Here is a 26,021-nt window from a genome sequence, read left to right on the forward strand (position 1 = left end):
ATCACTCACTCTCCTGCAGGGCCTTCCAGACTTTTATCGCCTCAACCGTCGCCGCCACATCATGCACCCGGATAATGTCCGCCCCACCCATTAATGCGACCAGCGCCGAGGCAATCGAGCCACCGATACGTTCCTCCGCTTCATTTGCGCCGCCGGTAATATGTCCGATAAATGATTTCCGTGATGTTCCCACCATGATCGGACAACCTGTCTCTTTGAATTCGGCAATATGCCTCAGAATCGCCAGATTATCCTCCAGCCTCTTGCCAAACCCGATTCCGGGGTCGAGAATTATCTTTTCCCGCTCAATGCCGTATCTGCGACACTGCTCCAACCTCTCACGAAAAAAATCCTTTATCTCAGCCACGCAATTCTCATAAATCGGATCAACCTGCATCGTTTTGGGAAGCCCCCGCATATGCATCAGAATCACCGGCACTCCCGATTCCATAGCCACTTCCGCCATTTGGGCGTCGAAACGAAGAGCCGATATATCATTGATTATATCAGCGCCTGCTTCAATGGCCTGGCGGGCCACCTCCGCCTTGGTCGTGTCGATCGAAATCGGTATCTCGCTGATTTTCCGAACCGCCAGAACCACCGGAATCACCCGCTCCAATTCATCTTTGAGAGCCACAGGTTCCGAGCCGGGTCGGGAGGATTCCCCGCCGATATCAATTATATCTCCCCTTTCTTCTATTATCCGGCAGGCCCGCTCGACCGCTGCGTCCAGCTCCGCATACCGCCCGCCGTCCGAAAAGGAATCCGGCGTAACATTGAGTATTCCCATCACCATCGGTTTTCGCATTTCGAGCTGTCGATTTCTCGGAAGCGGCATTTCTATTATCCTGTGATTCGTTGAACTAAACATGGATGCACTTTTTATTATTCCAGGTTATCGTAGGGCGGAACCCCGGACGAAGTCTTGCCGTTCCGCCATCGTCATTCCACTATCAACTTGAATCCAATATAGAAACCGACGCCTTTAAGGGCAATATAAATTTATTGGATACGACAGGGACGGACTGGAATGTCCGATTTATAAGGTTCCAAATAGGTGCCGCCTCCAAACTTTTCAAGTGACGGCAGGCGTCTTATCTGACGGAATTCTGCGCACGGTGTCAGGTACTTTGCCCGCCTTCATTTCATTCGGGTAGTGGATTTGAGTAGAGCGAAGCCCTTGCGGTTCTGTGCCCTGTCGCCGCTATGTGATTTGTTTCGCCTGAGGACGACGGAACATACAGGTCGTCAAGCTATTATTAACGCCAAATCAATTTGTCGCAAACGTTGGCCTCTTAACCTATTGCAACCACTTATTAGGAAATACTCCCTTTCTGATAAAGCCTTAAGGTCACAAATGCTTTTAGCAAAGGATTACGAAAGCGATATCTATAGCGTTTCACCTGCCCAATTTTCTGAATAATCGCACCCCGCTCTTCTTGACACAATTTGCCGAGATTATAAATATAAGCATTAAGCCCTACTGGCTTTCCAGTGAGTTTCTGAAGCGGCAAAGCCAAATCAAGGGCTCTAAATGTGCCATATTCATCCCCGCTTGCTAAAGCACATGCATAGATTACATTTTCAAACATGCTTCTCTCCTTAGATGTAAGGATCGCTTTTTGAAAATCGCTACGGACGCTTTCCTGCACATTGTCAATGGCATCGGACACTGCAGCATCAAAATGTATATCGTCAATCACACTTGCGCCAGACTCAATTGCAATCTTTCCAGCGTATTTTGCCAGCAAATGAGTATAATGCGGGAAGCCTTGCGAGAATCTTATTATTTTGCTCCGTATCAGAGGATGAACACTCATCTCTAATACTCTAAGACCATTATCAATGATTTCCCCCAACTCAGCATCAGACATTCTTGGTAATTTAACCTGCTTTAGGCAGCGCTCTATAGATGGATGCTCTCCTATTAATTCAGTTACGCTTTCCGCAATTCCAACAATAATAATCGTGACATTAGATGCGTTGTCTGATAAGGCCTTGATTGTATCCGTAAATCTTGTCCTGATTTGGGGGCTTTGCATACTATCGAATTCATCGAAAATGAAAATTATTGGATTCTTCACATACTCAAATATGTCCGCAATGTCATCAGGCTTAACTTCGTTTCTGCCATCCAAGAATAGGTCCAACTGCACTTTCTTTTCAGATTCTACAACCTCAAATCCTATTCCAGTGCTCTTTTGAATAAACGAAATCTTCTTCAGAATCTTCCGCCATATGTTGTCGTAAGTCTCATTCCTATTGCACGTGACTTTCGCTATTAGTACTTTACTAAACCTAGATTCAATAATATTTGCTAAGGATGTCTTGCCAACACCTCTTTCTCCATATAAAACGACATGTTGACCACGTTCTTTTGCAGCCTCCAAGATTTGATTAAGATGATCCAGCCGTCCAAAGAAAAGGTTGCTTGATATTATTGGTGCAGTTGGTGAAAATACATTGGCTAGACGCGACAATTTCTCTTGCCGTATTTGTTCATCCATAGTGAATAATCCTTTCAATCCAGTTACCCACCTCCCGTCAATTGGGTCATGGGTATGCTGACTTATGCATTGAGCCACTATTGCCCGAAATCAGTGCCACTTCAAAGTTAAATCGGGCCCGTCCCAATTAATAAATGAATAATATTATGTATATCAGAAAAAATCAACTCAATTTGATGGCTAGAAGCCACAGGATAGCGGGCTATCCCGATTCAATGAAAATAGACGTTACCGTAATTTCACTCGCTCAATCGCCGCATTTCCTTATCCCCGTATAACTTGCGATCAAGAATCAAGAAGGAATTCTTTTGAAATGAAAGAAACGCATCATATCATGCTCCGCTGCGCAGGGCATCTGCGCAATTCGGTTGATGCGTGGGTTGACAAAGGAGCGTATTGCCATACGCCCCTGCCACAAAGACAATATTTCTTCTATTGCTTGATCAGCGCCATCGCTTCGGCGCGCGTGGCATCGCGGCGCAAGACGCCCCGAATCGCCGAGGTCACCGTCCTCGAGCCCGGTTTTTTGACCCCAATCATCGTCAGACAGAGATGCTCCGCCTCGATAATCACCAACACCCCCTTGGGCGTCAGCACGTCGTTGATCGTATCGGCTATTTCCGAGGTCAGATTCTCCTGTACCGTCGGCCGGTGCGATAATACCTCGACGATATTGACCAGATTGGCAAAACCCGTGATTTTATTCTGCCGTGGAATATAAGCCACATGCACCTTCCCGAAAAATGGCAGAAGATGATGCTCGCACATCGAATAAAAAGAGATATCGCGGACAATGATCAATTCATCTTTATTGGAACTGGAATAATGTTTCAGAGTCTTTTCCGGACTGGCCTTGATACCGTCCAAGACCTGCTGATAATACTCATAGACACGTTCGGGAGTCCTTTTTAGTCCCTCCCGATCCGGATCCTCGCCGATTCCCTCAAGAATCAGCCGCACACCTTTTGTGATTTTTGCCTTATCCATCAAGCTTCGGCGCCGGCTCCAACGAGGGAATTTCCTCCGGCCCGGTGCGACCGATCAAAACATCAATTGCGTGGCCGTCAAGAACCTCTTTTTCCAGAAGCGCTTTGGCGACAATATCCAGTTCATGACGATGCCTTGTCAGAATATCATAGGCGGTCTTTTCGGCCTTTTCCACTATCGAGCGAACTTCCTCATCAATCAGACGCGCCGTATCATCCGAATAATCCCGATGCTGGGCTATTTCGCGACCCAGGAATATCTGTTCTTCTCTCCGCCCGAATGTGAGCGGCCCCAGCTTCTCCGACATCCCCCATTTGCAGACCATATTCTGGGCGATTTCGGTGATTCTGCGCAGGTCATCGGCCGCGCCGGTCGAGACCTGGTCAAATACGACCTTCTCGGCCGCCCGCCCCCCCATGGCATAAACCAGCCTGGTCTCTATGCGCACCTTGGAGTGCGTATGCCGCTCATCAACCGGCAGGAAATGGGTGACACCAAGCGCCAATCCGCGCGGAATGATAGTGACCTTATGCACCGGGTCCGCATCCGGCAGGAATTTGGAAACCAGCGCATGTCCCGCCTCGTGATAAGCCACCATCTTCTTCTCTTCCTCCGGAATCACCATGGATCTCCTCTCCGTTCCCATCATCACCTTATCCTTGGCCTCTTCAAAATCCTGCATCATAACGGCGTCGCGGTTCCTGCGGGCCGCCAGAAGCGCCGCTTCATTAACCATGTTGGCCAGATCGGCCCCAGAAAGTCCCGGCGTTCCGCGGGCAAGGATATCCAGTCTGATATCCTCTCCGAGCTTGATTTTCTTGGTATGGACTTTGAGAATCCCCTCCCGTCCGCGAACATCGGGGGAATCGACTACAATCTGACGGTCAAACCGCCCCGGTCGCATCAGGGCCGGATCAAGAATATCAGGACGGTTGGTGGCGGCAATCAGGATAACACCGTCGTTGGACTCGAATCCGTCCATCTCAACCAAAAGTTGGTTCAGAGTCTGCTCTCTTTCATCGTGGCCGCCCCCCAGACCGGCGCCACGGTGACGCCCCACCGCATCAATCTCGTCTATGAATATGATACAGGGCGCATTCTTCTTGCCTTGGTCAAATAGGTCGCGGACGCGGCTGGCGCCGACACCCACGAACATCTCTACAAAATCAGAGCCGGACATCGAGAAAAACGGCACCCCCGCCTCACCGGCCACAGCTCGCGCCAGAAGCGTCTTCCCTGAACCCGGGGGACCAAGAAGCAGGGCCCCTTTGGGAATTTTCCCGCCCAATTTCTGAAACTTTCCCGGATCTTTGAGAAACTCAATAATCTCGCCTAATTCCTCTTTGGCTTCGTCAACACCGGCAACATCATTGAAAGTAACTTTCGGGCGTTCATCGGTAACCAGTTTGGCGCGGCTCTTCCCGAATGAAAAAAGCCCTTTCGGCCCCGAGGCTCCCTGCATCTGGCGCAGGAAAAAAAGCCATACAAAAATCAATAGAAACCACGGCGCAATAGATATCAAAACCGAAAGATAATTGAGCCCTTCAGTCTTGGCCGTGATAATGACCCCCGCTTTCTCCAGACGATCAACCAGGCTGAAACTGTTATCATCAAAAGGTATCCTGGCTTTGAACTTGGCAAACTTGCCGGTCGTGTTGCCCGAGACCAGGACGGTCTCAGTCTTCAACTTCCCCTCAATCTCCTTTTCTATGAAGGTAACCGAGGCAACATTCCCTTTCTCCAATTGATTCAGAAATTCGCTGTAGGAAATTTCGGCCATATCTTTGCTGGCCGAAGAATAGAGGCTGTAAGCAAATATAAAGGCCAATATGATTACTACCCAGAAAACCAACGATTTTGCCGGCCCTTTCCAGGAAAAAGACTCATGGCCATCAGGATTGGTTTTCCCCGGACGGTTCGGCCGTCTACCGGGTCCCTGTGATAGATTCTTATCGTCGCTAAATTTCATCAATCTTAAACTCCTGCAATAATATACAATATTATCGGCAAAATGGTCAGAAAATATCAAGAATTGTCTCTAACCTATTACCTTCCCTATGAATGGAAGGTTGCGATATTTTTGCGCCGCATCCAGTCCAAAACCAATTACAAAATGATCGCCGGCATCGAAACCCTTATAGGCAATATTCACTTCAACCTTCCGACACACCGGCTTGTCCAGAAGTGTAACAACCGCTATCGAGGCCGGTTCCTGAAGTTTCAACCGGTCGATTAGAGCCCTGACCGTATGCCCGGAATCAACCACTCCCTCGACTAACAATATATGCCGCCCCTTTATCGAAACCTTCGGCCCGCCAACCATTGCCACCTGATTTTCGGCTGTCATATTCCCGTTGTAGCTGGAGGCGGATATGAATTCCACCTCAATGGGAATATTGATATTCCGAATCAGGTCGGCCAGAAAAATCACACACCCCTTGAGAACACCGATAAGTATCGGATCCTTCTCCGCATAGTCGCGGGATATCTCCTCCCCCAGTTCCCTGATTCTGCACGCAATCTTGTCCTGCGTATAAAGCAGATCAAATTTATGCACTTCCATCGTCTCTCCCATTAATAAACTCTATCATCAAAACCTTCCTGGTACTACTGTCAATCTTACAGCGGTCCGATATTTGATACCCGACCAGCCAGATAATCCCTTCTCTATCATTGATTACCGGGATTTCATCCCGAAAATATCGCGGTACTTTTCTGTCGGTCATAAAATTCCCGACCTTCTTGCTTCCCTTCATCCCCAGCGGAACAAACCTGTCCCCCGGTTTTATCCCTCTTATACGAAGAGGCGGACAGATGCTCTCGAAATCAATATTGATTCGCCGGCCTTCTGCTTGAATCTCTGCTTTTGCCCGCGCGGTGGGGATCAGTCGGCATCTAATCCGCGCTTTTAACTCCGGTACTTCGGTGATTCCTCCCATCCTGATTTCCTTTCCGGCTATAACCCTGCTTTTTGGCAGGAACAGCAAAATCTCCTTTTCTCTTATGACTCTTATTCCTCCGCCGACATTTGCACTTTTAAGCTTTCCTTCCGCGGTCTGGAGTATCCGCTCCACTTCCTCAAAACTCCCGGCCCCAGCCCGTCCGGTCATTTTCTGAAGTAATATTCTGACTATCCGTCTTCTTAACCAAACATCATAAGAGCCGAACTGCTTCAAATCAACAATAATTTTCCCCGCCGGGGTTCCATATGATATCTTCTTGACCGCCCGCTCCGCGATACCTTTCAGATATTCCTCTTCCCCGGAAATGATGCCGGCAAAATTGATAACATTCCTGCGAAACCCACTTCCAAATTTCCTCTCCAGCATCGGCATTACTTTGTTTCGCAGGAAGTTGCGGCTGTACTCGGATTTCAGATTCGACCGATCGAGCAGATAATCAATTCTGTGCTTCCGCAGATAAGCTTCAATTTCAGCCCTTGAAATATTATGAAGAGGACGAATAATATTTCCCGAAAGAGGCTTAATCGGCTGCAATCCCTGCGGCCCGGTGCCGCGCAGAAGGCGGAAAAATACCGTTTCTACAATATCATCCTGATGATGCCCCAGTGCAATTCGCTGGCATCCTTCTTCCCGGGCAATTTTGCCCAACATCATGTAGCGGAACTCCCGCCCGGCCTCCTCCAGCGAAAGGCGCGACTCTCGGGCAAACCCCGGAATATCGCCCTCAGCCACCACCATGGGAATTTTCAACCGATGGCAAAAATCGACGCAGAAATCAATCTCTTTTCTGACCGCCCTCGGCCGGATTTTATGATTGATATAGCAGGCGGCCAGCCCGAATTCCATTTTTTTCGACAATTTATTGAGAATGTGCAGCAACGCGGTCGAATCCGGCCCCCCCGAGAAGGCAACCAGAACCTTCATCCCGGAAATCACCAGCGATTGTTCCCTTATATTTCGCTCGACCGATGCCGCCAAATCTCGCATACGCCAATGATATTCTGCCGGAGCAAATAATTCAAGAAAAGAATCTCTGATTGACTCAATTTCTCATCATCGTTATATTCGGGGTTTAACGGTTTGGAGGAACGATGGAACAACCGCAAGTTACCCCCGGCATGGTTAAAGACCACGGGCTGAATGATGAAGAATATCGAAAAATCATAGAAATACTGGGACGCGAACCGAATTATACTGAGCTCGGCATATTCTCGGTCATGTGGTCGGAACACTGCTCCTATAAAAATTCCATTGCCCTGCTGAAAACGCTTCCCCGTGAGGGCGAGGCGCTTCTGACCAAAACCGGCGAGGAAAACGCCGGTGCCGTCGATATCGGCGAGGGCCTGGCGATAGTCTTCAAAATCGAATCGCACAACCACCCCTCTGCGGTCGAGCCGTTTCAGGGTGCCGCTACCGGGGTCGGCGGAATTCTGCGCGATATTTTCACTATGGGCGCCCGCCCTATCGCCTCCCTCAACTCGCTCCGCTTTGGCTCCCCCGATAATCCGCGCGTGCGGTATTTGATCGATGGCGTCGTGCGCGGCATCGGCGACTACGGCAACTCCTTCGGCGTTCCGACCGTGGCCGGCGAAACATATTTTGATGAGGCCTATACCGGCAACCCGCTCGTCAACGCCATGGCGGTCGGCATTGTCAAAACCGACCGAATGATTTCGGCGGTCATTAAGGGCAAAGGTAATCAGGTGATGATTGTCGGTTCTAAAACCGGCCGTGATGGCATTCATGGTGCCACTTTCGCCTCTGAGGAAATTTCGGAGAAATCGGAATCGAAGCGCCCCTCGGTGCAGATCGGCGATCCCTTCACGGAGAAGCTTCTTATGGAGGCGACTCTGGAAATAATCGACAAGAATTTGATCATCGGCGTGCAGGATATGGGCGCCGCCGGCATTACCTGTTCCTGTTCCGAGATGTCGGCCCGGGGAAATTCCGGCGTCACCATCGATATCGACAAAGTGCCTGTCCGCGAGGAAAAAATGACGCCCTACGAAATTCTCCTTTCCGAATCGCAGGAACGGATGCTGGTCTGTGTCAAGAAGGGAATGGAAGAGGAAGTCCGGAAAGTATTCAGGAAATGGGAGCTTGAATCGGTCATTATCGGCGAGACCAATGATACGGGGATTTTCGAGGTTCGCTTGCATGGCAAGACTGTCGCCAAAATCCCTTCGGAATGCCTGGTTTTGGGCGGCGGTGCGCCGGTCTATCATCGCGAAAAGCGCAAGCCGGAACATATAGAGCAACTATCGCAACTCGATTTATCGCAATTCCCGACTGACCGGGACTGGAACATCGACCTCCTGATGCTCTTAAGCTCTCCCAATATCTGCAATAAGGACTGGGTCTACAATCAGTACGATTCCATGGTGCGTACTAATACCGCGGTCGGCCCCGGCTCTGATGCCGCGATCATCCGTATCCGCAAGACCAGAAAAGCGATTGCCCTTACTACCGACTGCAACGGAAGGTACTGCCATCTTCACCCGCGTCTGGGCGCGCAGCAGGCGGTAGCCGAATCGGCCCGCAATGTTGTCTGTTCCGGCGCGCGGCCGGTGGCGATCACCAACTGCCTCAATTTCGGCAATCCCTACAAACCGGAAATCTATTATGGTTTTGCCGAGGCGGTCGCAGGAATGGGCGAGGCCTGTCGCGTATTCGGCACACCGGTCACCGGCGGCAATGTCAGTTTCTACAATGAAGACCCCGAGCATGCGGTATTTCCTTCACCGGTGATCGGAATGCTCGGCGTTGTCGAGGATATTTCCCATATTACAACCCAGTGGTTCAAAGACGAGGGTGACATCATCTACCTCATCGGCGAAAACGATGAGGAACTCGGCGCCTCGGAGTACCTTCATACCATATTCGGCAAAACCACCGGCCCGGTTCCCGCGCTTGACCTGCAGTTTGAGAAAAGACTGCAGGAGACGGTACTATCGGCCATACAATCGGGACTGATCAAATCGGCGCATGACTGTGCCGATGGCGGCCTGGCGATTGCTCTGGCGGAGTGCTGTATCTCCAATCGCGAAAAAATGATTGGCGCGAAAATATTCCTTGGCGATACTATCCGCCCCGATTGCCTTCTCTTCGGCGAGGCACAATCGCGGATCATCGTTTCGACATCGCCCTCTGACGGTGAGAAACTGGTAGAGCACTGCATGCAAAGCGGCATTCCGATATCAGCCATTGGCAGAGTTGGCGGCGAAAATCTATTAATCAATGACATGGTTTCCCTGCCGCTTAAGGTCATGTCCGCCGCTTATTATACCAGCCTCAAGAAGCAGCTCGAACGCCTGGCGCAATAGCAAATATTTTGAGGTAGGTCAGGAGCTTTACGCTCCTGACAAAATTGTGTCAGGTCTGCAAGAGACCTGACCTACGAAGTTTGCAGAAGCGGTTAAATTTGGTGCAAGCTGCATGTATAGCAATACGTTAGACATTAGATGGACGACCGGCAATTTGGGTTTGTTTCTTCGTTTTTTAAAATGTTCGCGGCAGTGATCCGGCATTGAATTCTAATGGTCCTTTACCTTTCCGGTGCCAATTTCTGACAGTGGAATTGGCGGATGATTGTTTTTGGATGGAAGACATACTCATAATCATGCTTTCATATAAAGGGTCGGGTGCTGAATCACCATCGATTCGATGTGGATTTTGCAGTATGGGCGGGGGAATGCAACCCAATCGCAAAACCCTTTGGGATTTTGCGCTACAAAGCTGGCTAGCTCATTTGCGTATTGGCTGGCGAAAGTTAGACATTGGAAATAATTGTTGAATTATTATATTCCAGATTGGAGGTGATTGTATGATAGATGATCAGACACTTTACGAAGAGGATAATACCGAAGAAAATCCAATCCATTTGGAATGCATGTATAGGCCGGAAAAATCCATTAAAAGGCTCGCGTGGATTTTTTTGGGCATAATACTTGGTGCAATAATAGGATTTCTTATATCCGAATACAGGGGCAGGTTGGAATTCGAAAAGAGCAAAAGACACAAGACGAAATATTTAATGGAGTCAGTCATAAAGGAAATTGATGAAAATGCAGAACAAAGGACTGATTCACCCATTATTAAAATTGAAGGCGACACTATTCCGGTCATGGCATATCTCAAATATACTGCACTTGAGGCCTTCCTTAATTACATCCCAGAATTGACATTAGAAGACACAGACATTATAAATACAAGTACGCTCTTGCGTGCGACAATTTATACTTGCAATCAGATCATAGATATACGGAATGCGCAATATAATGAAATACTAATAGCTAAGACGCCTGCAAGCTTGCAGAATCTAGTGCGAGGTAGAAAGGCCGAAGTGGCAAAAACCAATGAAGTCATAGCTAAAATAGTGGCAAATGCTATCAACCAAGGGTCTTTTTTGCGCATAAAACTGCAATCCGCGATAAGAAGATTATAGAATAACAATATATTTGAGATGTTGCTCATATGAATTAAGCGATAGAGAAATTGAATTTGGAGGCACCCTCTGCTAGATGGTTATTAAGGCAAATTGCGGTTATCTTAAAATATGAGGAAATTGTTCAATAGATTCAGCCGCCTTAATGTATGGAATAAGGTGGCATTCTTGGGCGGAGTTGCATCGATAATCGCTCTTTTTTTAATGTGCGGGCCGTCAATCTACCAACTGATTCTACCCCAGCACCCTATCACAAAAGAAGAAATGAACGAACTTTTGTGCGCTTGGGCCCCATATGAAAGAGACTTAATTGCATTGCCCGGTAAATCCCTCTATTCCGAAAATGAATTAGAATCACTTCGTCAGCAAGCGATTTGCCTGGCGCGTACGGCTGCTTCGGCATATGAAAAGGGACTTGTCGCAATCGGAATTGGGGATTATGAGGAGGCGATTGTTCACTTTGGATATGCATTGGCCCTTTCGCGGTCTGACTCAATGAAAACTGCCCAGATATTTCTATACAAGGGGATTGCGGAACTCGAGATTTGTCCAAATCCACTAAAGAGGATTAATTTCATCTATTTCGGCGAACATAGCCAGTCGCAAGAGCTCATCTCGTGCTACGAGCGTGCATTGCAGAATATTGATAGCTCAATTTCCTATCATCATTATCTCGGCGGTGCTTGGGCAGTCCGTGCTTTTGCGCTGCTCAACATGAATAGGTTTAGACAGGCGATACAAAACATAGATAGTGCAATGTCATTTGGAGAAGACGATTATTATGTGTGGTACATTAGAGGCTATTTATATGGCATTAATGGCAATTATGAAGCCTCCATTGCGAGTTTCGATAGTTCAATAATACGTAGACATAATAATACGGAAACCTGGTTAGTGCGTGGACTAATTCATAGCCGTTATCATCAATATGATCTAGCTTTGGCCAGTTGTGACTCGGCATCAGTCTTCGATCCTAATGATCCGGAAATTGTGCGGACGCGCAAATTTATCAGCCACCGCAGATTTTTTATCGGCGGTTTTATAAAAAAATGAATTCTTTGAAGTTGCGTCGGGTCTTGCCGAGTACAGAGTGCGAGGTGTGACCCGGCACTTTCTTATATCGCAGGGTCACGCATTCCCCACTTGACGTGGGGAATGCTAAGACCCTTCGAAACTCCGAATATGGATTGTCGAAACCCCCGCTCATTCCGCTGACAGCGGAATTCGGGGGGAATTTCGACCTACTTTAGCTTTCCAGCGCCGTCAGCAACGCTTTTCTGATCAAGCTATTGACATCCCACCTACGGTGTCTGTCCACCATTCGCTTAAATAATTTATCAATTAGCTATCCTAATCCTTGACACAGCGAACCGAGAAACCAAATTGCATAAAGAGGTTGTAGCGGCTGACTTCTGAAATATTGGAGAACAGGTACCGGCTCCATGCGAGATAAGTATCATATTCCGTAGAAGACCAAAAGTAGGCGTTGATACCCATACCTTGGTAACTTCCAAAGCCGCCACGGTTCCCGGCAGGCAATGCGGCAAAACCGCTTTCATTGGTTGCGCCAGTATTGGGACTGTCCCAATGCGTTGTGCCGATTTCTTTTAGCCTACCGCCTACATCAGCGCCACGCCAGCCGTCTGCATCGGCTTCGGACTGGCTCATGCCAAGATACATCTCCAATTGTTTCCACTCAGCATCACTTGGCACATGCCAGCCTACTGGCGCTAAATTCCGGCTGTCGTCTACCGCGTACCAGTTATATAAGCGGCCATAAACAACAACACTATTTATATCGTTATTGTATTCGCAATATGCTCCAGAGAAGAGATTTCCCCATGGGCCATCGTCGGTTACGTTGGGTATGGCATCGCCATTACGGTAATGGGTTACTTCCAAATTCTCTGCCATCCACCATTGATTACATACTTCTATTGTTTGATAGATATTGCCATCAATATCTGTTATTGTTCCTGTGGTTGGCCCACAATCCAAATCCGCGCCGTCTTTATAAAGAAAATTAATCAAATATGTAATATCCTGAATATTGACTATGCCGGAGTTGTTAACATCGCCCAACGCACAGAATGGCGCCGGACCGCCTTTGTATAGAAAATTAATCAAGTATGTTATATCCTGAATGTTGACTGTTTCGGATCCATTGACATCCCCGCAATCGCCGGCAAATGATGCTGCCGTCGCGATTAGAATGATAATGCCTGATAGTACCATTAACGTTCGTCTCATAATTTTACCTCGTCATCAATTGTGGACATGACCCCAAAGGCCTTGATTTACACATGTCTTCGCTCGATTCCCTAAATGCCGGTAATTTGTTGACTTCATAAGTAATATAGGGGGAATATAGAATTGAACAAGTGGTTTTTATGGGAAAAGAAGGTTGGAATAGTGGGGTTTTCCCGCGCGGTCAGCCCGCCGTGGCGGGTGGGTTACCCGTTTTCGGAAGAAATTTCGAAGCGAAATATGGATTGTCGAAACCCCCGCTCATTCCGCGGATGGCGGAATTCGGGGGGAATTTCGACCTTCTTTAACTTCTCGGATTTCAATTGCCCTTGGCCTTCCCAGTCCGTATATTATGGATATAAAATCACTTTAGTCAGACAATGCCAATTTCAGTGCATCCATTATGGGAGGTTGCCGATGAGAAGATTCAAGATTTCACTTGCCATTCCATTGTACATCATGATAATTCTCAGCGCGCTTCTTGCAGGCTGCTCTAATGATAATAATCCCGCTCAACCTACCGGCACTTGGTCATGGGCCCCGGTCGGCTCGGGATTCGATAGCGCCGTACAAGCACTTGTCGTTTACGACGACAAACTGGTTGCCGGCGGATCTTTTACGCAAGCAGGTGCTGTCAGCGTCAACTATATCGCCGCCTGGGACGGTTCCAATTGGTCTTCTCTGGGAACAGGTACCGACGGCCCTATTTCCGCGCTTGCTGTCTTTGATAACAGACTGATCGCCGCGGGCCAATTTGGCACCGCCGGCGGAGTTAGTGCCAACAGAATCGCCGCCTGGAATGGTTCTTCCTGGGTTCCCCTGGGAACGGGAATAGACGGATATATATCTGCACTTGCCATATATGGCGACAAGCTGATCGCCGGAGGCTATTTTTCGACCGCAGGGGATCTCGCTGTTAATAATATTGCCGCTTGGAATCGGACTACATGGTCGTTCCTGGGATTAGGAACCGATAACCGCGTTAATGCCCTGGCCATTTATAACAGCAAGCTTATTGTTGGAGGCCTCTTCGGCGAGGCCGGAGGAATTCACGCCCATCGTATAGCCTCTTGGAATGGCTTAAATTGGGAACCGCTGGGCGCCGGGGTAAGCGGGGAGAATTGGTTGCCCTGGGTCTTTGCTCTCACATTGTTCGATAGTAAGCCTATTGTCGCGGGGCAATTCGATACTGCCGGAACGACCTTTGCCGACCATATTGCCTCCTGGAATGGTTCCTCCTGGTCGCAATTGGGACCTCAGACTTTTAACGGAACAATACAGACTCTTGCTGTCTACAATAACAGACTGATCGCCGGCGGGTTCTTCACTTATATCTCCGGCGAATCCATGAATGATATCGCCGCCTGGGATCGCTCTTCTTGGTCACCATTGGGAGCCGGTCTTTCCGGCAGTGCCTTTAATAAGGTGAATTCACTTGCAGTATATAAGAACAAACTCTATGCGGGAGGCGATTTCAAAATGGCCGATACTATTGCGGCCGCTAATATCGCCGAATGGGGTTTCCGATAACCGGCCGAATCAGAACCATCCGTGAAATGACCACACCTGCCTTTGAGTATGGAATTTATAATTTTGTGGGCGGCAGGCTTCAGCCGGCCCCGGTGTCCTTCATACCTCCATCATTCATCTCTTGCGTCGGGTCATGGATTCGGCAACGGCGGAATCGAGACCAGACGCCCCCACGGTTTCCTATAGCCTGATAGATCGCAACTGATCTGCCCCACCGATGTCGAAGCAATTTGACTTTTGGTCAAGGGAACTTGAATATTCTCTGGATTTTGGGGGCGCCATAGACGGCACCGCCGGTATAAGCTGTCAGATTTTTCAAAATCCTGACCTCACCGCTGCTGTGGGTGTGGCCACAGAGAACGATAAGTTTTTTGTCAGGACGCTCCTTCATAATATCAAGAATAACATCTCCAACCGCCTTACAGGAGAAATGGGGAAGATAGTCAGGGCCGGAAATTTCACCCTCATGCCAGCAGGCTTCGCGAAAAGGAGGAACGTGAGTTAATAATATGACCGTCTGCGAGATTTCAAGCGCTTTGGAGAGATTAATCTTCAAATATGAAGCAGCTTCATCGGCCAACGCCTTCATAACAGACAGGCGCTCCGTTTTGGATAAATCCCGGAGATCTTCAATCAGAAAATAATCATTCAACATGACCCTTGACAGTTCATAGTCGCCGATGCGACCATCAGCCCAGGAATCGTGGCCGATCAGAGTCGTTTTCTCCGATAGTCTGACGACTCCTGAAGCGGTCAAATAGTGCAATCTATCGGATGCAATGCAGAGCATCTTCATAGCAGCTCTTACCTCAGAAATGGAACTATGATAGAAATCATGATTTCCCAGGACGAAATGGACGGGTATTGGAAGCTCTCTATCTATTTCCCTCAATAAATTGACAAGATTATGAGACGTGCCAATGTCGCCGCTTATCAAAGCTGTGTCCATTTTTCTTGATTTCAAGGAAGTGAAAAACTCTTCTCTCTGGGGGGATTCCAGAAAATCGAGATGGATGTCAGTGAGCCAAGCGAGCTTCATTTTCATATTAGAAATTCTGCCGGCGATCTGCGGATTCTTGCCCCCGATCATGCCGCGGAGAGTGCCCCCGTATCAATCTTCATCGAAAAATTTGCCTCGCCCTATTCTTTCTCCTCTCCCTCTTCCCCTTCATAATCATCTTCCTCATCCCCCATCTCCGCGCGGCGCGGGTCGGTCGCTCTTAAGTCCCGCTTCATATCATCCATAAGCGGCCGGGCATCTTCAACGTCGTCCGGCCGAACCTGAATCTCAATAAAACCTGCCGCAAAAAGGGCGCGGGTGCTCTCCCCCTTGACATAATACTGGATCTCAGCCGCCTCGAGGATCGATTTCGCCATCGCGGCCACTCCGGCATCGCCGGTGGTCAAAATTGTCACCAGATCAACATATTCCGTTTCGTCTTCCGGCGGAAGTTCAGCCACCAGCCGCACTTTGCAATCGGGACAAATGGCTATGCCAAAATCATATTCATATCTGCATTTGGGACAAAACATCGCTTTTCCTTTCTATTCGGCCCGGAGGCAACCTATGCCCTTTCTTGTTAAATCAGAACCAGCCGCCAGACCATCGGTTCAATTTTATGAATATTAACACCTCCCGGCGCATCTTACAAGAGAAAAATCTTTCAGGCCAAAATCTGTTCTTGCCAGAATCTTGGAAACAATTATATTATAAGTTCGTTATAAGAGAAATCAGGATATTGAGATATTATGTTGATAACTGTTTGTAAATCAAAGATACACCGCGCCACCATAACCGAGGCGAATGTCAATTATGAGGGCTCGATTACGATCGATTCCGACCTCATGAAAGCTGCCGATATCGTCCCCTACGAAAAAGTGCAAATTGCCGATGTCACCAATGGTGAGCGGCTGGAAACCTATGTCATTGAGGGTAAACCCGGTTCGGGGACAATTTGCCTCAACGGCGCCGCCGCGAAAAAGGGAAAAGTCGGCGATGTCATTATCATCATCGCCTATGGCCAGATCGAGCGCGAAAAAGCAGTATTTTATGCCCCCAGATTTGTCAAGGTCGACAAGAACAACCGGATCGCCTGACCCATTTCAAATATGACCAGTAATTTTGCGGCCATAATCCTTGCCGCCGGCAAAGGAAAAAGGATGAAATCCGACCTGCCCAAGGTTTTGCATCGGATCAACGGCAAGTCTCTCATCCGACATCTCCTGGAAACCATGTCCGGTGTTGCCCTCGACCGCACGGTCGTGGTAATCGGACATAAAGGTGAACTTGTGATTGAAGAGTTAAGAGACTTCAAGGTTGAATTTATCTGGCAGAAAGAGCAGAAAGGGACCGGGCACGCGGTCATAGTGACCGAGGATGTCTTCCGCGGATTTGAGGGCACCATACTGGTCGCCAACGGCGATGTTCCTTTCCTGTCGGCCAAATCGATAAAGAGTCTCTTTGAGTTTCACACTCTCAATAATGCCTCGGCCACATGCCTCAGCGCCGATTTGGACAATCCCCGAGGGTACGGCAGAATTGTCCGACAGGATAACACCGATATCCTCGCCGCCATTATCGAGGAAAAGGACGCCGGCTCGGAAACCAAGAAAATAAGGGAAATTAACAGCGGTCTGTTCTGTTTCAACAGTCGCGACCTGTTCTGGGCGCTTCATCAGGTCACGGATGAAAATGTGCAGAAGGAATATTATATCACCGACTCGATTGAAATCCTTCGGAAAGCCGGCAAAAGATGCGCTGTCTGGAAAGTCTCCGACTCTCTTGAGGTTGAGGGTGTCAATTCGCTGGAACAGCTTTCATCCCTCGAATCAGCCATAAAGGCAAAAAAAATATAAACGAAACCGCTTGCTGCACGGTATTACCTATTGGAACTATTGTGCCATCCTGTCCCGGCCGATAATGTACACGGAGATAAAAATAGATTGACAAAGTTTTTAAAACAGATAACTTATTAATTGAACCTGCTTTTAAGCTGGAAATTTATGAACAAGACATTATTTTTCACGGTAATATTGGTAGTATTTTTATCGGCGACCTTGTCAGCACAATTGACTGACAAAGCCGAAATTCAATCAGTTAAGAGCGACTACCTGGGTCTCAAACCGGCCAGCAAGCCGTTTTCACTCATTGACTTGTCCAGAATAAAATGGTCCAATTCCTATTCTCTCAGTTTCTTCTCCGGTGGCGGAACCTCAGGTAGCCTGGGACTTTTAACATCTTCCATTTTCTATGAAATATCATCTTCGCTTTCACTCAATCTCAAAATGGGAGTTGCTCACAATCCCGGAAATCTTTTTGACCGCAACAACCACAATAGCAACGCCACTCTCCTGCCCGGTTTCAGACTTGATTATCACCCCTCCAGCAATATTAATATTTCGGTTGGATTCGAAACCGTCCCCGACCTGTATTACCTATATTCCCCTTACCAGACGATGCCGTGGAGGTCTGAAAACCAGTAAACCGCTCCTGCTGCTACCCACTTCATTTTTGACGATTAATAAATGTTTATAAGAAGATCCCAGAACAAACATATCAGCGTGAAACGGCGGACCCCGAAGGTCAAGAGAAATTCCCGTTTCCTGGAATTGGCCATTGTCGCCATTTTTGCCCTGGTGGTCGTCTACGGTGCCAGCTTCGCCCTTAAAATCACCAACGGCGTCTCCAAAACCATCGACTCCCCTGTCCAGGGCATCCGTCTGCAGATTCTTAACGGGTGCGGGATGCGCGGTGTGGCCGATAAAATCGCCAGGGGGCTTCCCTCGCTGGTCAAGCCACCTCTTGAGGTAAGTGTCCTGGAGGTCTTCGACTTCAAAGCCTACGATGTAAAAAAGAGTTTCCTGATTTCCCGGGAACCCGATCTCTCTATGGCCGCGGCTCTGGCCGGGCAGCTGGGACTGGAATCCGAAAACATCGTCTACGAACCGATCGAGAATAATTATCGAAGTATTACTGTTACTTTAGTACTGGGTACGGATTGCAGTAATCTGTTCCTTAAATCCACAAAATAGGAGTATAGAGAAAGGAATTTGAACCCAACACCCTTATCTGTTGCACGAACAGCAGGAAAACTGGCGCTCTCCAAAAAAGGTTACGACGTTAAAATCCTAAAATTAAAGAACCTCACCTCGATTTGCGACTATTTTGTGATAGTCAGCGGGGATGTTGACATTCACGTTCAGGCTATTGCGGATGCGGTCGATGAGGGTCTGCTTGCCAAGGGTATCCAGCCCTGGCATCGTGAGGGCGTACGGGGAGGCAAATGGATTCTGCTCGATTATGTCGATGTCGTCGTGCATATTTTCCACAAATCGGCCCGAGAATTCTATGCGCTGGAAAAACTCTGGGGGGATGCTCCCGTTGAAGAATTGAAATAACACTCCTTTACACTATAAAGAAAAGGTATTGAACGGAAAGTGAGTTACTATGAATAAGGTTAATGTGATCGAAAGCTCCGAACTGAAAAACAAAACCATCGCCGAGCTCCTGCAAATCGCCGAGTCGCTTGACATCCCCGGCGTTTCGGGACTGAGAAAGTCGGAATTGATCTACAAAGTCATGGAGGCAACCGCAGCCCAGCAGGAGGGATTGATCTTCGCCGAGGGTGTTCTCGAGATACTCTCCGAGGGATACGGGTTTCTGAGATCCCCCGACTATAACTATCTTCCGGGGCCCGATGACATCTATGTCTCCCCGTCCCAGATTAAGCGGTTTGACCTCCGCACCGGCGACACCATTTCCGGTCAGGTTCGCTCACCCAAGGACAGCGAACGATATTTCGCCCTGCTCAAAATTGAAGCTATCAATTTTGAAGACCCCGAAATCTCCAAACATAAAATCCTTTTCGATAATCTGACCCCCCTCTATCCCAATGTCTCTTTCAAGCTGGAGGTCAATCCTGAAGAACTGACGACCCGCATCATGGACCTGATGACCCCGATTGGCCAGGGCCAGCGCGCTCTGATTACTTCGCCCCCGAAGGCCGGCAAGACGATGATTCTGCAGAAAATCGCCAACTCCATCACCACCAATCATCCCGAAGTCAAATTAATCGTCCTCCTCATCGATGAGCGACCGGAAGAGGTTACGGATATGCGGCGCTCGGTCAAAGGCGAGGTGATTTCCTCTACTTTTGATGAGCCGGCCGAACGCCATGTTCAGGTGTCCAATATGGTCCTGGAGAAGGCCAAACGCCTCGTGGAGCATAAATACCATGTCGTAATTCTCCTCGACAGTATCACTCGTCTGGCGCGCGCACATAACTCGGTTGTCCCCCATTCGGGGAAAATCCTCTCCGGCGGTGTGGATAGCAACGCGCTCCACAAACCGAAACGTTTCTTTGGCGCCGCCCGCAACATTGAAGAGGGTGGTTCCCTGACCATTATCGGCACCGCGCTGATCGAAACCGGGTCGCGGATGGACGAGGTTATTTTTGAAGAATTTAAAGGCACCGGCAATCTCGAAATGGTGCTTGACCGCCGCCTCTCCGACCGGCGCATCTTCCCCGCCATGGACCTAAACCGCAGTTCCACCCGCAAAGAAGAGCTTCTCTTGCCACCCGACGTCCTTTCTAAGGTTTGGATTCTCCGTAAATTCCTCGCCGAAATGAACCCGATCGAGGCGATGGAATTCCTGGCCGACCGGATGAAAAAGAGCAAGACCAATGAGAAGTTTCTGCAGTCGATGAAAGATTAGCGCCCTTAGGAGAAGTGCTCCCCCTGCTGACTGTACCTCGATTGAAGGTCAGGCAAAATCCTATTAGAATGCGTGCCGTGGGCGTATCACGATCTGCAGTCAGTGTTACCCCATTCAGATAATGAATATCGAGGGAAGTTCAGAAATTCTCAATAGCGGCGGCACGCCTCATTTGACATACCCGGTCGGATCGGTCAGAACTCCCTTTATTGCCGATATGGCCGCCGTCGCCGGCGAGACCAGATAAACCTCTGGCCCGCCTGAATCCGCGGCCGACCCCGCCTTACGAGCCGCCGTGGAAAGACACCTTTCTCCCGGAGCCAGAATATCCTGATAATTTCCGGGACACGGTCCGCACCCGGGATTCATCACCAGTGCACCCGCCTCCACAAATGCCCGAATTAGGCCCTTCTTGAGCGCCTCCAGGTAAATCCCCCGCGAGCCCGGGTAGATCATCATTCTGATATCGGGATGAATCCGTTTCCCCTTGATGATATCGGCGGCAATACGCAGGTCGTCAAGACGGCCGTTGGCGCAGGAGCCCAAAATTATCTGATTGAGCGGCAGCCCTTCAAGACTCACAACATCAACCACCTTGTCAGCTTTATCCGGAAGTGCCACCTGCGGCTTGATTTGATTGATATTAAATTCGAAAGTCGCTTCGTATAAGGCATCCTTGTCGGCCAGGGCCGGTCGATAGGGCATCTTTGTTCTCCCCAAAAAATACCGCCGTGTCGTGGAGTCGAACGGACAGATCGCCGTCACCGCCCCCAGATCCATGGAAAGGTGCGAAAGGGTGAATCTTTCGGAAATCGACATCTGCGATACGATCGAACCATAGAATTCAATCGCCGTCCCTTCAACTCGTGATGCCGTCAGATTCCGGACAATAAAAAGGATAACATCGCGGGCATATACGCCCCGCGGTACTTTTCCGTTGATGGCAATGCTGATAGTCTGCGGAACAGTCATCGATAGCCGACCCGATGACCATAGAGCCGCCATTTCGGCCATACCTATGGTCGCGGCAAAAGCGCCGATACTGCCATAGGAAGTTGTATGAATATCGGTCCCCACCGCCAGCTGCCCCGGCAGAATGTCCCCATTTTCAACAACCAGTTGATGACAGACTCCTTCGCCAACATCATAAAAATGCTTGATATTCTGTCGCTTGACAAATTCCCGTATTTCCTTATGAGCGACCGCAGTTTCGGAGCTCGCTGCCGACGACGCTTGATCGAGCGATATAACAATCCGGTTCGGGTTCCAGACATAACTGAGACCCGATTCCCGAAATTGCCTCAAAACAAGTGAAGCCGTGTTATGGGCAAGAGCCAGATCCGGCTCCACCGTAACCGTCTCCCCGATTTCCACCTTCTCTTGCCCCGCTCTCTCGGCAATTATCTTTTGCGCGATGGTTCGTCCGCCATAATTGAACTTCTTCCCCACCCCGCGACTTGGCCCACCAAGATTCAATTCCAGCTGCTCCAATTTCAGGAAGGCCGGTTTATCCTTAAGATTGTATTTGCGCCGCCAGTTGTAAAAAGCCGCTTTCGAAATCCCAAGTTCCAGGCCGCAACGATAATCATCGCCGAACCGTTCCCACACCTCTTGTATTTCCGCCTGAGAAAACTTGGGAAAAGAATTCCGGGCAATATTTTTTTTGCGCCGCCAGTAGGCGACCAACTGAGCCGAGACCCCCCCCAGCCGCTCGGCTATCTTCTCGTCGGTCTTGTATAATCTCTGAAGCTGGATCAGCTCCGCTTTGGTCGGGATCTTCCCTCGGGGCATAGAGTATCAAACCCTTCTTTCAACATTCGGTAAATCATACCCAGGTCAAATGATACTACTCTTGTCTTGCCGATAACCGGCATGAAACTTGTATCCTCGCTCCAGCGGGGAACAATATGCATGTGCAAATGGCTCGGCACTCCAGCTCCTGAACCCTTGCCGAGGTTCATCCCCAGATTGAAGGAGTGCGGATGCAGCGTTTTCTTGATGACTTCAACCGTTTGCCGCGTGAGTTCGAAAAATTCCCGCGCCTCATCCCCGGTCAGATGATTCAATGACCCGATATGTCGATACGGTACCACCATGACATGACCCGAATTGTAAGGAAACCGATTCAGGATGACGAAGACCTTCTTCCCCCGATGAACTATCAGATCTTTGACATCGCTCTTCCGTTTGATGCGGTTACAGAAGATGCACCCTTTTTCTTTCGGACCCAGAATATATTCGGAACGCCACGGCGCCCAGATGAACTTTTCACTCATAGGTTGGGAATATACAAAAATTCTGACACAGGACAAACGGTTTCTGAAAAATCATAAGCTAATTTTCGGCCGCCGCAGCCTGGCAAAAAATTAGGGCTCCACCGGGGGAGCCCATAATCTGATTGGAAAAATAACGAAACGGCCTTATTTCTTTTTTGCCTTTTTGGGTTTCTTCTTTTCCTTCTTAGTCGGAGTCTTTCCTGCCATCAGCTTTTTCACCTCCCGATGGATTGATGGATAATCAATCGATTTTAGTTAAAGTGGTTATCGAGCAGTCGTCTTGGATTCTCCACATTCTGTTGTCTACCACATATTTTCGACAATTTTAAGAAACTCTTAAATATATTAGCAAGGATTTTTTTGTCTTTTATAACAATTTATTCCAAATTTCAAATTCTCCGGGAAAACCGAAAACAGCCGCCGGTCCCGGCAAAACCAAAATCCCATTATGTCGGGGGATTATTTAATTGATCGAATTAATGCTGCCAAGGTCGATATTATACTGCTTGATTTTCAACCTCAAGGTCGATTCCGGAATATTAAGCAGCGCCGCCGCATGCTTCTTTATACCGCCATGCTCACGCAGAGCCTTGATGATAAATCGCTTCTCATATTCCGCCAGATAATCGTAAAGCGTGAACTTGTCATTGAAATCGATATCAATATTGAGATCAAGTTCGCCGCTTTCCTCCGGCTTGTGAGTCGGAATGATTTTGTCGGAAAGAAGGGAAATATCGATGATACCATTCTCTCCCGCAAGAAGAATCAGCTTCCTTACTTCATTCTCCAATTCACGAACATTTCCCGGCCAATCAAAGGCCACCAGTGCGCGCAATGCATCGGGAGCAAAGCGGGCTTCTTCACCGGCGAAATGCCTTATCAGAAGAGGAATGTCCTCGCGTCTCTCTCTTAAAGGTGGAATCCTGAAACAGAGCGCGGTCAGACGGTAGAACAGGTCCTGCCGGAACTTCCCCGCATCCATCTCCATCCTCAAATCTTTATTGGTCGCAGAAATAATCCTCACATCGACTTTCACCGGCCGGGTCTCTCCCAGGCGCACAATCTCCTTTTCCTCCAGAATGCGGAGAACCTTGGCCTGAATCGAAAGGGGCATGTCGGCGATTTCATCCAGAAAAAATGTGCCGCAGTCAGCCTCCTCGAAAAGACCTGCCTTATCGCGATCGGCACCGGTAAAAGCTCCCTTTTTATGACCGAAGAGCTCCGATTCCAGAAGCGTTTCGGGTAGCGCGGCACAATTGACCGAAATAAACCTCTTATCGCGGCGGTCCGAATTATAGTGAATGGTCTTGGCCAGCAAATCCTTCCCGCAGCCGGTCTCACCTTCAATCGAAATGGAAATACTGGAGTTGACAACCTGCTGCACCCGCGAAAGCATTTCAAACATCTGCTTGTTCTGGGTTATGATATTGGGAAAGGCCGCCTTTTCAAGCAGCTGAGCTTTCAGACGCTTGTTATCCTCCTCAAGCAGAACCCGCCCGTATTCGGCCAGCTTGAGCGCAATTAGATCGGCAAAGCCGACCGTAAAATTCAGCTCCTGCTGACCAAACGGCGACAGAGTCCCGTTGGAAGATAGACGGTCAAGATAAACATAACCCGCGACTTCTTTCCCCAGCAGGAGAGGCGTCACTATCACGCTGGCTATCGATACGCCCTTTTCCGTCTGGAGCAAATCATTTATGAATGGATCCCGGCGACTGTCGAGCAGCAGAGTCGGTTTATCGCTGTGGAATTCCTCCCCCAATAAATCGGTAAACTGCTGGATAAATCTCTTCTTTTGAAAATCGGTCAAATTCAACGTGGAAAATATATCCCCCCCATTCTGATTATAACTGTACAGAATCACCCGCCCGGCCCCGGTGCGCTTTCCGAGAATGTCGATAATTTCCTGAATGTGACCCGATTTAAGGTTCAGATACTCTTTATCCGTAAAATAATTCCCGAAGATTTTAAATTCATTGTCATTCGAAAGCGAGCGGGCCACCGCCTGACGCGAAAGCTCCTGCAGAAAAAGATGGACACTCCTTATTTTTGCTTTCTCCGAAATGGTTTCAAATATTTTCTCGGCTTCATGCAAATTTTTGAATCCGCCCGAAATATTGGCATTCTGACACCAAAATACCCCCTGGCGGAACCGGGTCTCTGCCGACCAATAAAATATCTTGAGATTATTGAAAATCCGAAAGGCCTCATCGAATGATTTTTCCACGGCGCCGCGATGTGCTTCGGCCGCCCGGATATAAATGTCAGCCTTGGTCAATAAAGCCCGCGCAATGTCATACGGATCGCCCACTTTTCTCAGCACTTCCAGACCATTCTGCCCATATTCGATAGCCGCCGCCGTGTTTCCACGCGCCGAAAAAATCTCAGCCATAACCATCTGGTTGAGCCCTATCTCCGTTTTCTCGCCCACCTTAACTGATAAATCATACGAGCGCTGGGCCAGCGTAAGAGCTTCATCAAGATTATCAAGGGACAGCTCAACCTGCGCCAGACGTCGCGTGACCTGCGTTATCAGCGATGATTCCGGGGCCAATTCCCGACCCAGAGTATAGGCGTCATTAAGTTTTATCCGAGCCTGAACGATATCACCCATTTCAATGGCCAACTCTCCTTCATACTCGCCCATAATGACCCGCTCCCTGCGGAAATCATTCTCATTGATAATGGCCGCGGCCGATTTAAACTCGCGGCCGGCAAGGATGAATTGCCGCTGCCTTAAATAAAGATAACCAAGGGAGAGATGGTTCCTGGCCACGGAAATCTTCTGCCCCAGGTCGCCGGACAGTTGAAGTGCTGTCTTCAGGTTACTTTCCGCCGAACTCCAGTCACCGTTTAGAATCTCAATTCGACCCAGGTTTCCGATTAAACGCGCCATTCTGACATTATCGCCCCGGGAAAACTCGATCGCGTCTACCACATAGTCGATCGCCTTGGAAAAATCGCAACGAATGAACGCCAGCTGACCCAGGCCGTTCAGCGAATCAACAATACCATTACGATCATCCGCCCGACGATAAAACGCATAAGCATCGTGCGCATAACGCTCGGCTGTCTTCAAATCACCCAGAGCAAGATAATCTTTGTGAAGCAGGAAAAGGACGCTGGCCGACCGAACATGAAAAGCCGAAGATGCCAGCAAACGATTGGCCTCAAGCCCCAAACGAATTGATTCTCGATATTTACCGGAATTGAAATAGTCCTGTGCCCGTAGCGATTTGAACAGGCCCAGCTCATAACCCTCGGGCTGATAATCTGAGGACGCCAGGGCCCTTACCATCTCGCCGGCGATATCAGGCTTTCTTTGGCGGTACTGCTCTTCAATTTCCAAAA

Annotated in this window: 23 protein-coding genes; 11 read left to right on the forward strand and 12 right to left on the reverse strand. The window is 48.8% G+C overall.

Annotation, left to right across the window (positions count from 1 at the left end; translation table 11 throughout):
• Position 1: 1 nt before the first annotated feature.
• The 6 genes from folP to tilS form a co-directional block, all read right to left on the reverse strand.
• The gene (gene folP / locus NT002_04930) at positions 2-838 is read right to left on the reverse strand and encodes a dihydropteroate synthase (GenBank protein ID MCX6828608.1); all 837 of its coding nucleotides are present in this window, start codon (positions 836-838) and stop codon (positions 2-4) included.
• 478 nt (positions 839-1,316) lie between these two features.
• Positions 1,317-2,507, reverse strand: a complete 1,191-nt coding sequence (locus tag NT002_04935; protein ID MCX6828609.1) for an ATP-binding protein — start codon at positions 2,505-2,507, stop codon at positions 1,317-1,319.
• Between the two features lie 432 nt (positions 2,508-2,939).
• Entirely contained in the window at positions 2,940-3,497 is a 558-nt protein-coding gene (gene folE, locus NT002_04940) for a GTP cyclohydrolase I FolE (protein ID MCX6828610.1), read from the reverse strand.
• The gene (gene ftsH / locus NT002_04945; GenBank protein ID MCX6828611.1) at positions 3,487-5,463 is read right to left on the reverse strand and encodes an ATP-dependent zinc metalloprotease FtsH; all 1,977 of its coding nucleotides are present in this window, start codon (positions 5,461-5,463) and stop codon (positions 3,487-3,489) included. The genes folE and ftsH overlap by 11 nt, the downstream gene beginning before the upstream one ends.
• 69 nt (positions 5,464-5,532) lie before the next feature.
• Positions 5,533-6,057, reverse strand: coding sequence for a hypoxanthine phosphoribosyltransferase (hpt, locus tag NT002_04950; GenBank protein ID MCX6828612.1), 525 nt, complete (start codon positions 6,055-6,057; stop codon positions 5,533-5,535).
• Positions 6,044-7,444, reverse strand: a complete 1,401-nt coding sequence (tilS, locus tag NT002_04955) for a tRNA lysidine(34) synthetase TilS (GenBank protein ID MCX6828613.1) — start codon at positions 7,442-7,444, stop codon at positions 6,044-6,046. Before tilS ends, hpt begins: the two co-directional genes overlap by 14 nt.
• 104 nt (positions 7,445-7,548) lie before the next feature.
• On the opposite strand from tilS, the gene purL reads away from it, so the two are divergent.
• The 3 genes from purL (at position 7,549) to NT002_04970 (ending at position 11,954) form a co-directional block, all read left to right on the forward strand.
• Complete coding sequence (gene purL, locus NT002_04960; protein ID MCX6828614.1) at positions 7,549-9,780, forward strand: phosphoribosylformylglycinamidine synthase subunit PurL; 2,232 nt, start codon at positions 7,549-7,551, stop codon at positions 9,778-9,780.
• Positions 9,781-10,280: 500 nt separating this feature from the next.
• Positions 10,281-10,901, forward strand: a complete 621-nt coding sequence (locus tag NT002_04965) for a hypothetical protein (protein ID MCX6828615.1) — start codon at positions 10,281-10,283, stop codon at positions 10,899-10,901.
• A 264-nt stretch (positions 10,902-11,165) separates the two neighbouring features.
• Complete coding sequence (locus NT002_04970) at positions 11,166-11,954, forward strand: hypothetical protein (GenBank protein MCX6828616.1); 789 nt, start codon at positions 11,166-11,168, stop codon at positions 11,952-11,954.
• Between the two features lie 297 nt (positions 11,955-12,251).
• On the opposite strand, the gene NT002_04975 is transcribed toward NT002_04970, so the two are convergent.
• Complete coding sequence (locus NT002_04975) at positions 12,252-13,151, reverse strand: hypothetical protein (protein MCX6828617.1); 900 nt, start codon at positions 13,149-13,151, stop codon at positions 12,252-12,254.
• Positions 13,152-13,291: 140 nt separating this feature from the next.
• Between NT002_04975 and NT002_04980 the strand changes: the two genes are divergently transcribed.
• Together NT002_04980 and NT002_04985 are read left to right on the forward strand one after the other, a co-directional pair.
• A complete protein-coding gene (locus NT002_04980; protein MCX6828618.1) occupies positions 13,292-13,456 on the forward strand; it encodes a hypothetical protein in 165 nt (54 codons plus the stop codon).
• Positions 13,457-13,565: 109 nt separating this feature from the next.
• Positions 13,566-14,678 (forward strand): hypothetical protein, encoded by a 1,113-nt coding sequence (locus NT002_04985; GenBank protein MCX6828619.1) that lies wholly within the window; start codon positions 13,566-13,568, stop codon positions 14,676-14,678.
• A gap of 241 nt (positions 14,679-14,919) precedes the next feature.
• Here the strand turns inward: NT002_04985 and NT002_04990 are convergent, their stop codons facing one another.
• Positions 14,920-15,723 (reverse strand): metallophosphoesterase, encoded by an 804-nt coding sequence (locus tag NT002_04990; protein MCX6828620.1) that lies wholly within the window; start codon positions 15,721-15,723, stop codon positions 14,920-14,922.
• A 95-nt stretch (positions 15,724-15,818) separates the two neighbouring features.
• On the reverse strand, positions 15,819-16,211 hold the full coding sequence (locus NT002_04995) for a DUF2007 domain-containing protein (GenBank protein ID MCX6828621.1): 393 nt from the start codon (positions 16,209-16,211) through the stop codon (positions 15,819-15,821).
• A gap of 216 nt (positions 16,212-16,427) precedes the next feature.
• Here NT002_04995 and NT002_05000 point away from each other — a divergent pair, with 216 nt between their 5' ends.
• The 6 genes from NT002_05000 to rho all read left to right on the forward strand — a co-directional run bounded on the left by NT002_05000 (position 16,428) and on the right by rho (position 20,394).
• Positions 16,428-16,775 carry an aspartate 1-decarboxylase gene (locus tag NT002_05000; protein ID MCX6828622.1) on the forward strand — a complete coding sequence of 116 codons (348 nt, stop codon included), beginning with the start codon at positions 16,428-16,430 and terminating at the stop codon, positions 16,773-16,775.
• Positions 16,776-16,787: 12 nt separating this feature from the next.
• A complete protein-coding gene (locus tag NT002_05005) occupies positions 16,788-17,534 on the forward strand; it encodes an NTP transferase domain-containing protein (protein MCX6828623.1) in 747 nt (248 codons plus the stop codon).
• Between the two features lie 147 nt (positions 17,535-17,681).
• The gene (locus tag NT002_05010) at positions 17,682-18,161 is read left to right on the forward strand and encodes a hypothetical protein (protein ID MCX6828624.1); all 480 of its coding nucleotides are present in this window, start codon (positions 17,682-17,684) and stop codon (positions 18,159-18,161) included.
• Between the two features lie 42 nt (positions 18,162-18,203).
• On the forward strand, positions 18,204-18,710 hold the full coding sequence (locus NT002_05015; GenBank protein ID MCX6828625.1) for a hypothetical protein: 507 nt from the start codon (positions 18,204-18,206) through the stop codon (positions 18,708-18,710).
• An 18-nt stretch (positions 18,711-18,728) separates the two neighbouring features.
• Positions 18,729-19,076, forward strand: a complete 348-nt coding sequence (gene rsfS / locus NT002_05020) for a ribosome silencing factor (protein MCX6828626.1) — start codon at positions 18,729-18,731, stop codon at positions 19,074-19,076.
• A gap of 67 nt (positions 19,077-19,143) precedes the next feature.
• On the forward strand, positions 19,144-20,394 hold the full coding sequence (rho, locus tag NT002_05025) for a transcription termination factor Rho (GenBank protein MCX6828627.1): 1,251 nt from the start codon (positions 19,144-19,146) through the stop codon (positions 20,392-20,394).
• A gap of 168 nt (positions 20,395-20,562) precedes the next feature.
• Here rho and NT002_05030 read toward each other — a convergent pair whose 3' ends face one another.
• The 3 genes from NT002_05030 to NT002_05040 all read right to left on the reverse strand — a co-directional run bounded on the left by NT002_05030 (position 20,563) and on the right by NT002_05040 (position 26,019).
• The gene (locus NT002_05030) at positions 20,563-22,185 is read right to left on the reverse strand and encodes an aconitase/3-isopropylmalate dehydratase large subunit family protein (protein MCX6828628.1); all 1,623 of its coding nucleotides are present in this window, start codon (positions 22,183-22,185) and stop codon (positions 20,563-20,565) included.
• Positions 22,149-22,670 carry an HIT domain-containing protein gene (locus NT002_05035; protein ID MCX6828629.1) on the reverse strand — a complete coding sequence of 174 codons (522 nt, stop codon included), beginning with the start codon at positions 22,668-22,670 and terminating at the stop codon, positions 22,149-22,151. The genes NT002_05030 and NT002_05035 overlap by 37 nt, the downstream gene beginning before the upstream one ends.
• Before the next feature lie 463 nt (positions 22,671-23,133).
• Entirely contained in the window at positions 23,134-26,019 is a 2,886-nt protein-coding gene (locus tag NT002_05040; GenBank protein MCX6828630.1) for a sigma 54-interacting transcriptional regulator, read from the reverse strand.
• Positions 26,020-26,021 lie beyond the last annotated feature (2 nt).

The organism is Candidatus Zixiibacteriota bacterium (assembly GCA_026397505.1).
Classification (GTDB): domain Bacteria; phylum Zixibacteria; class MSB-5A5; order GN15; family PGXB01; genus JAPLUR01.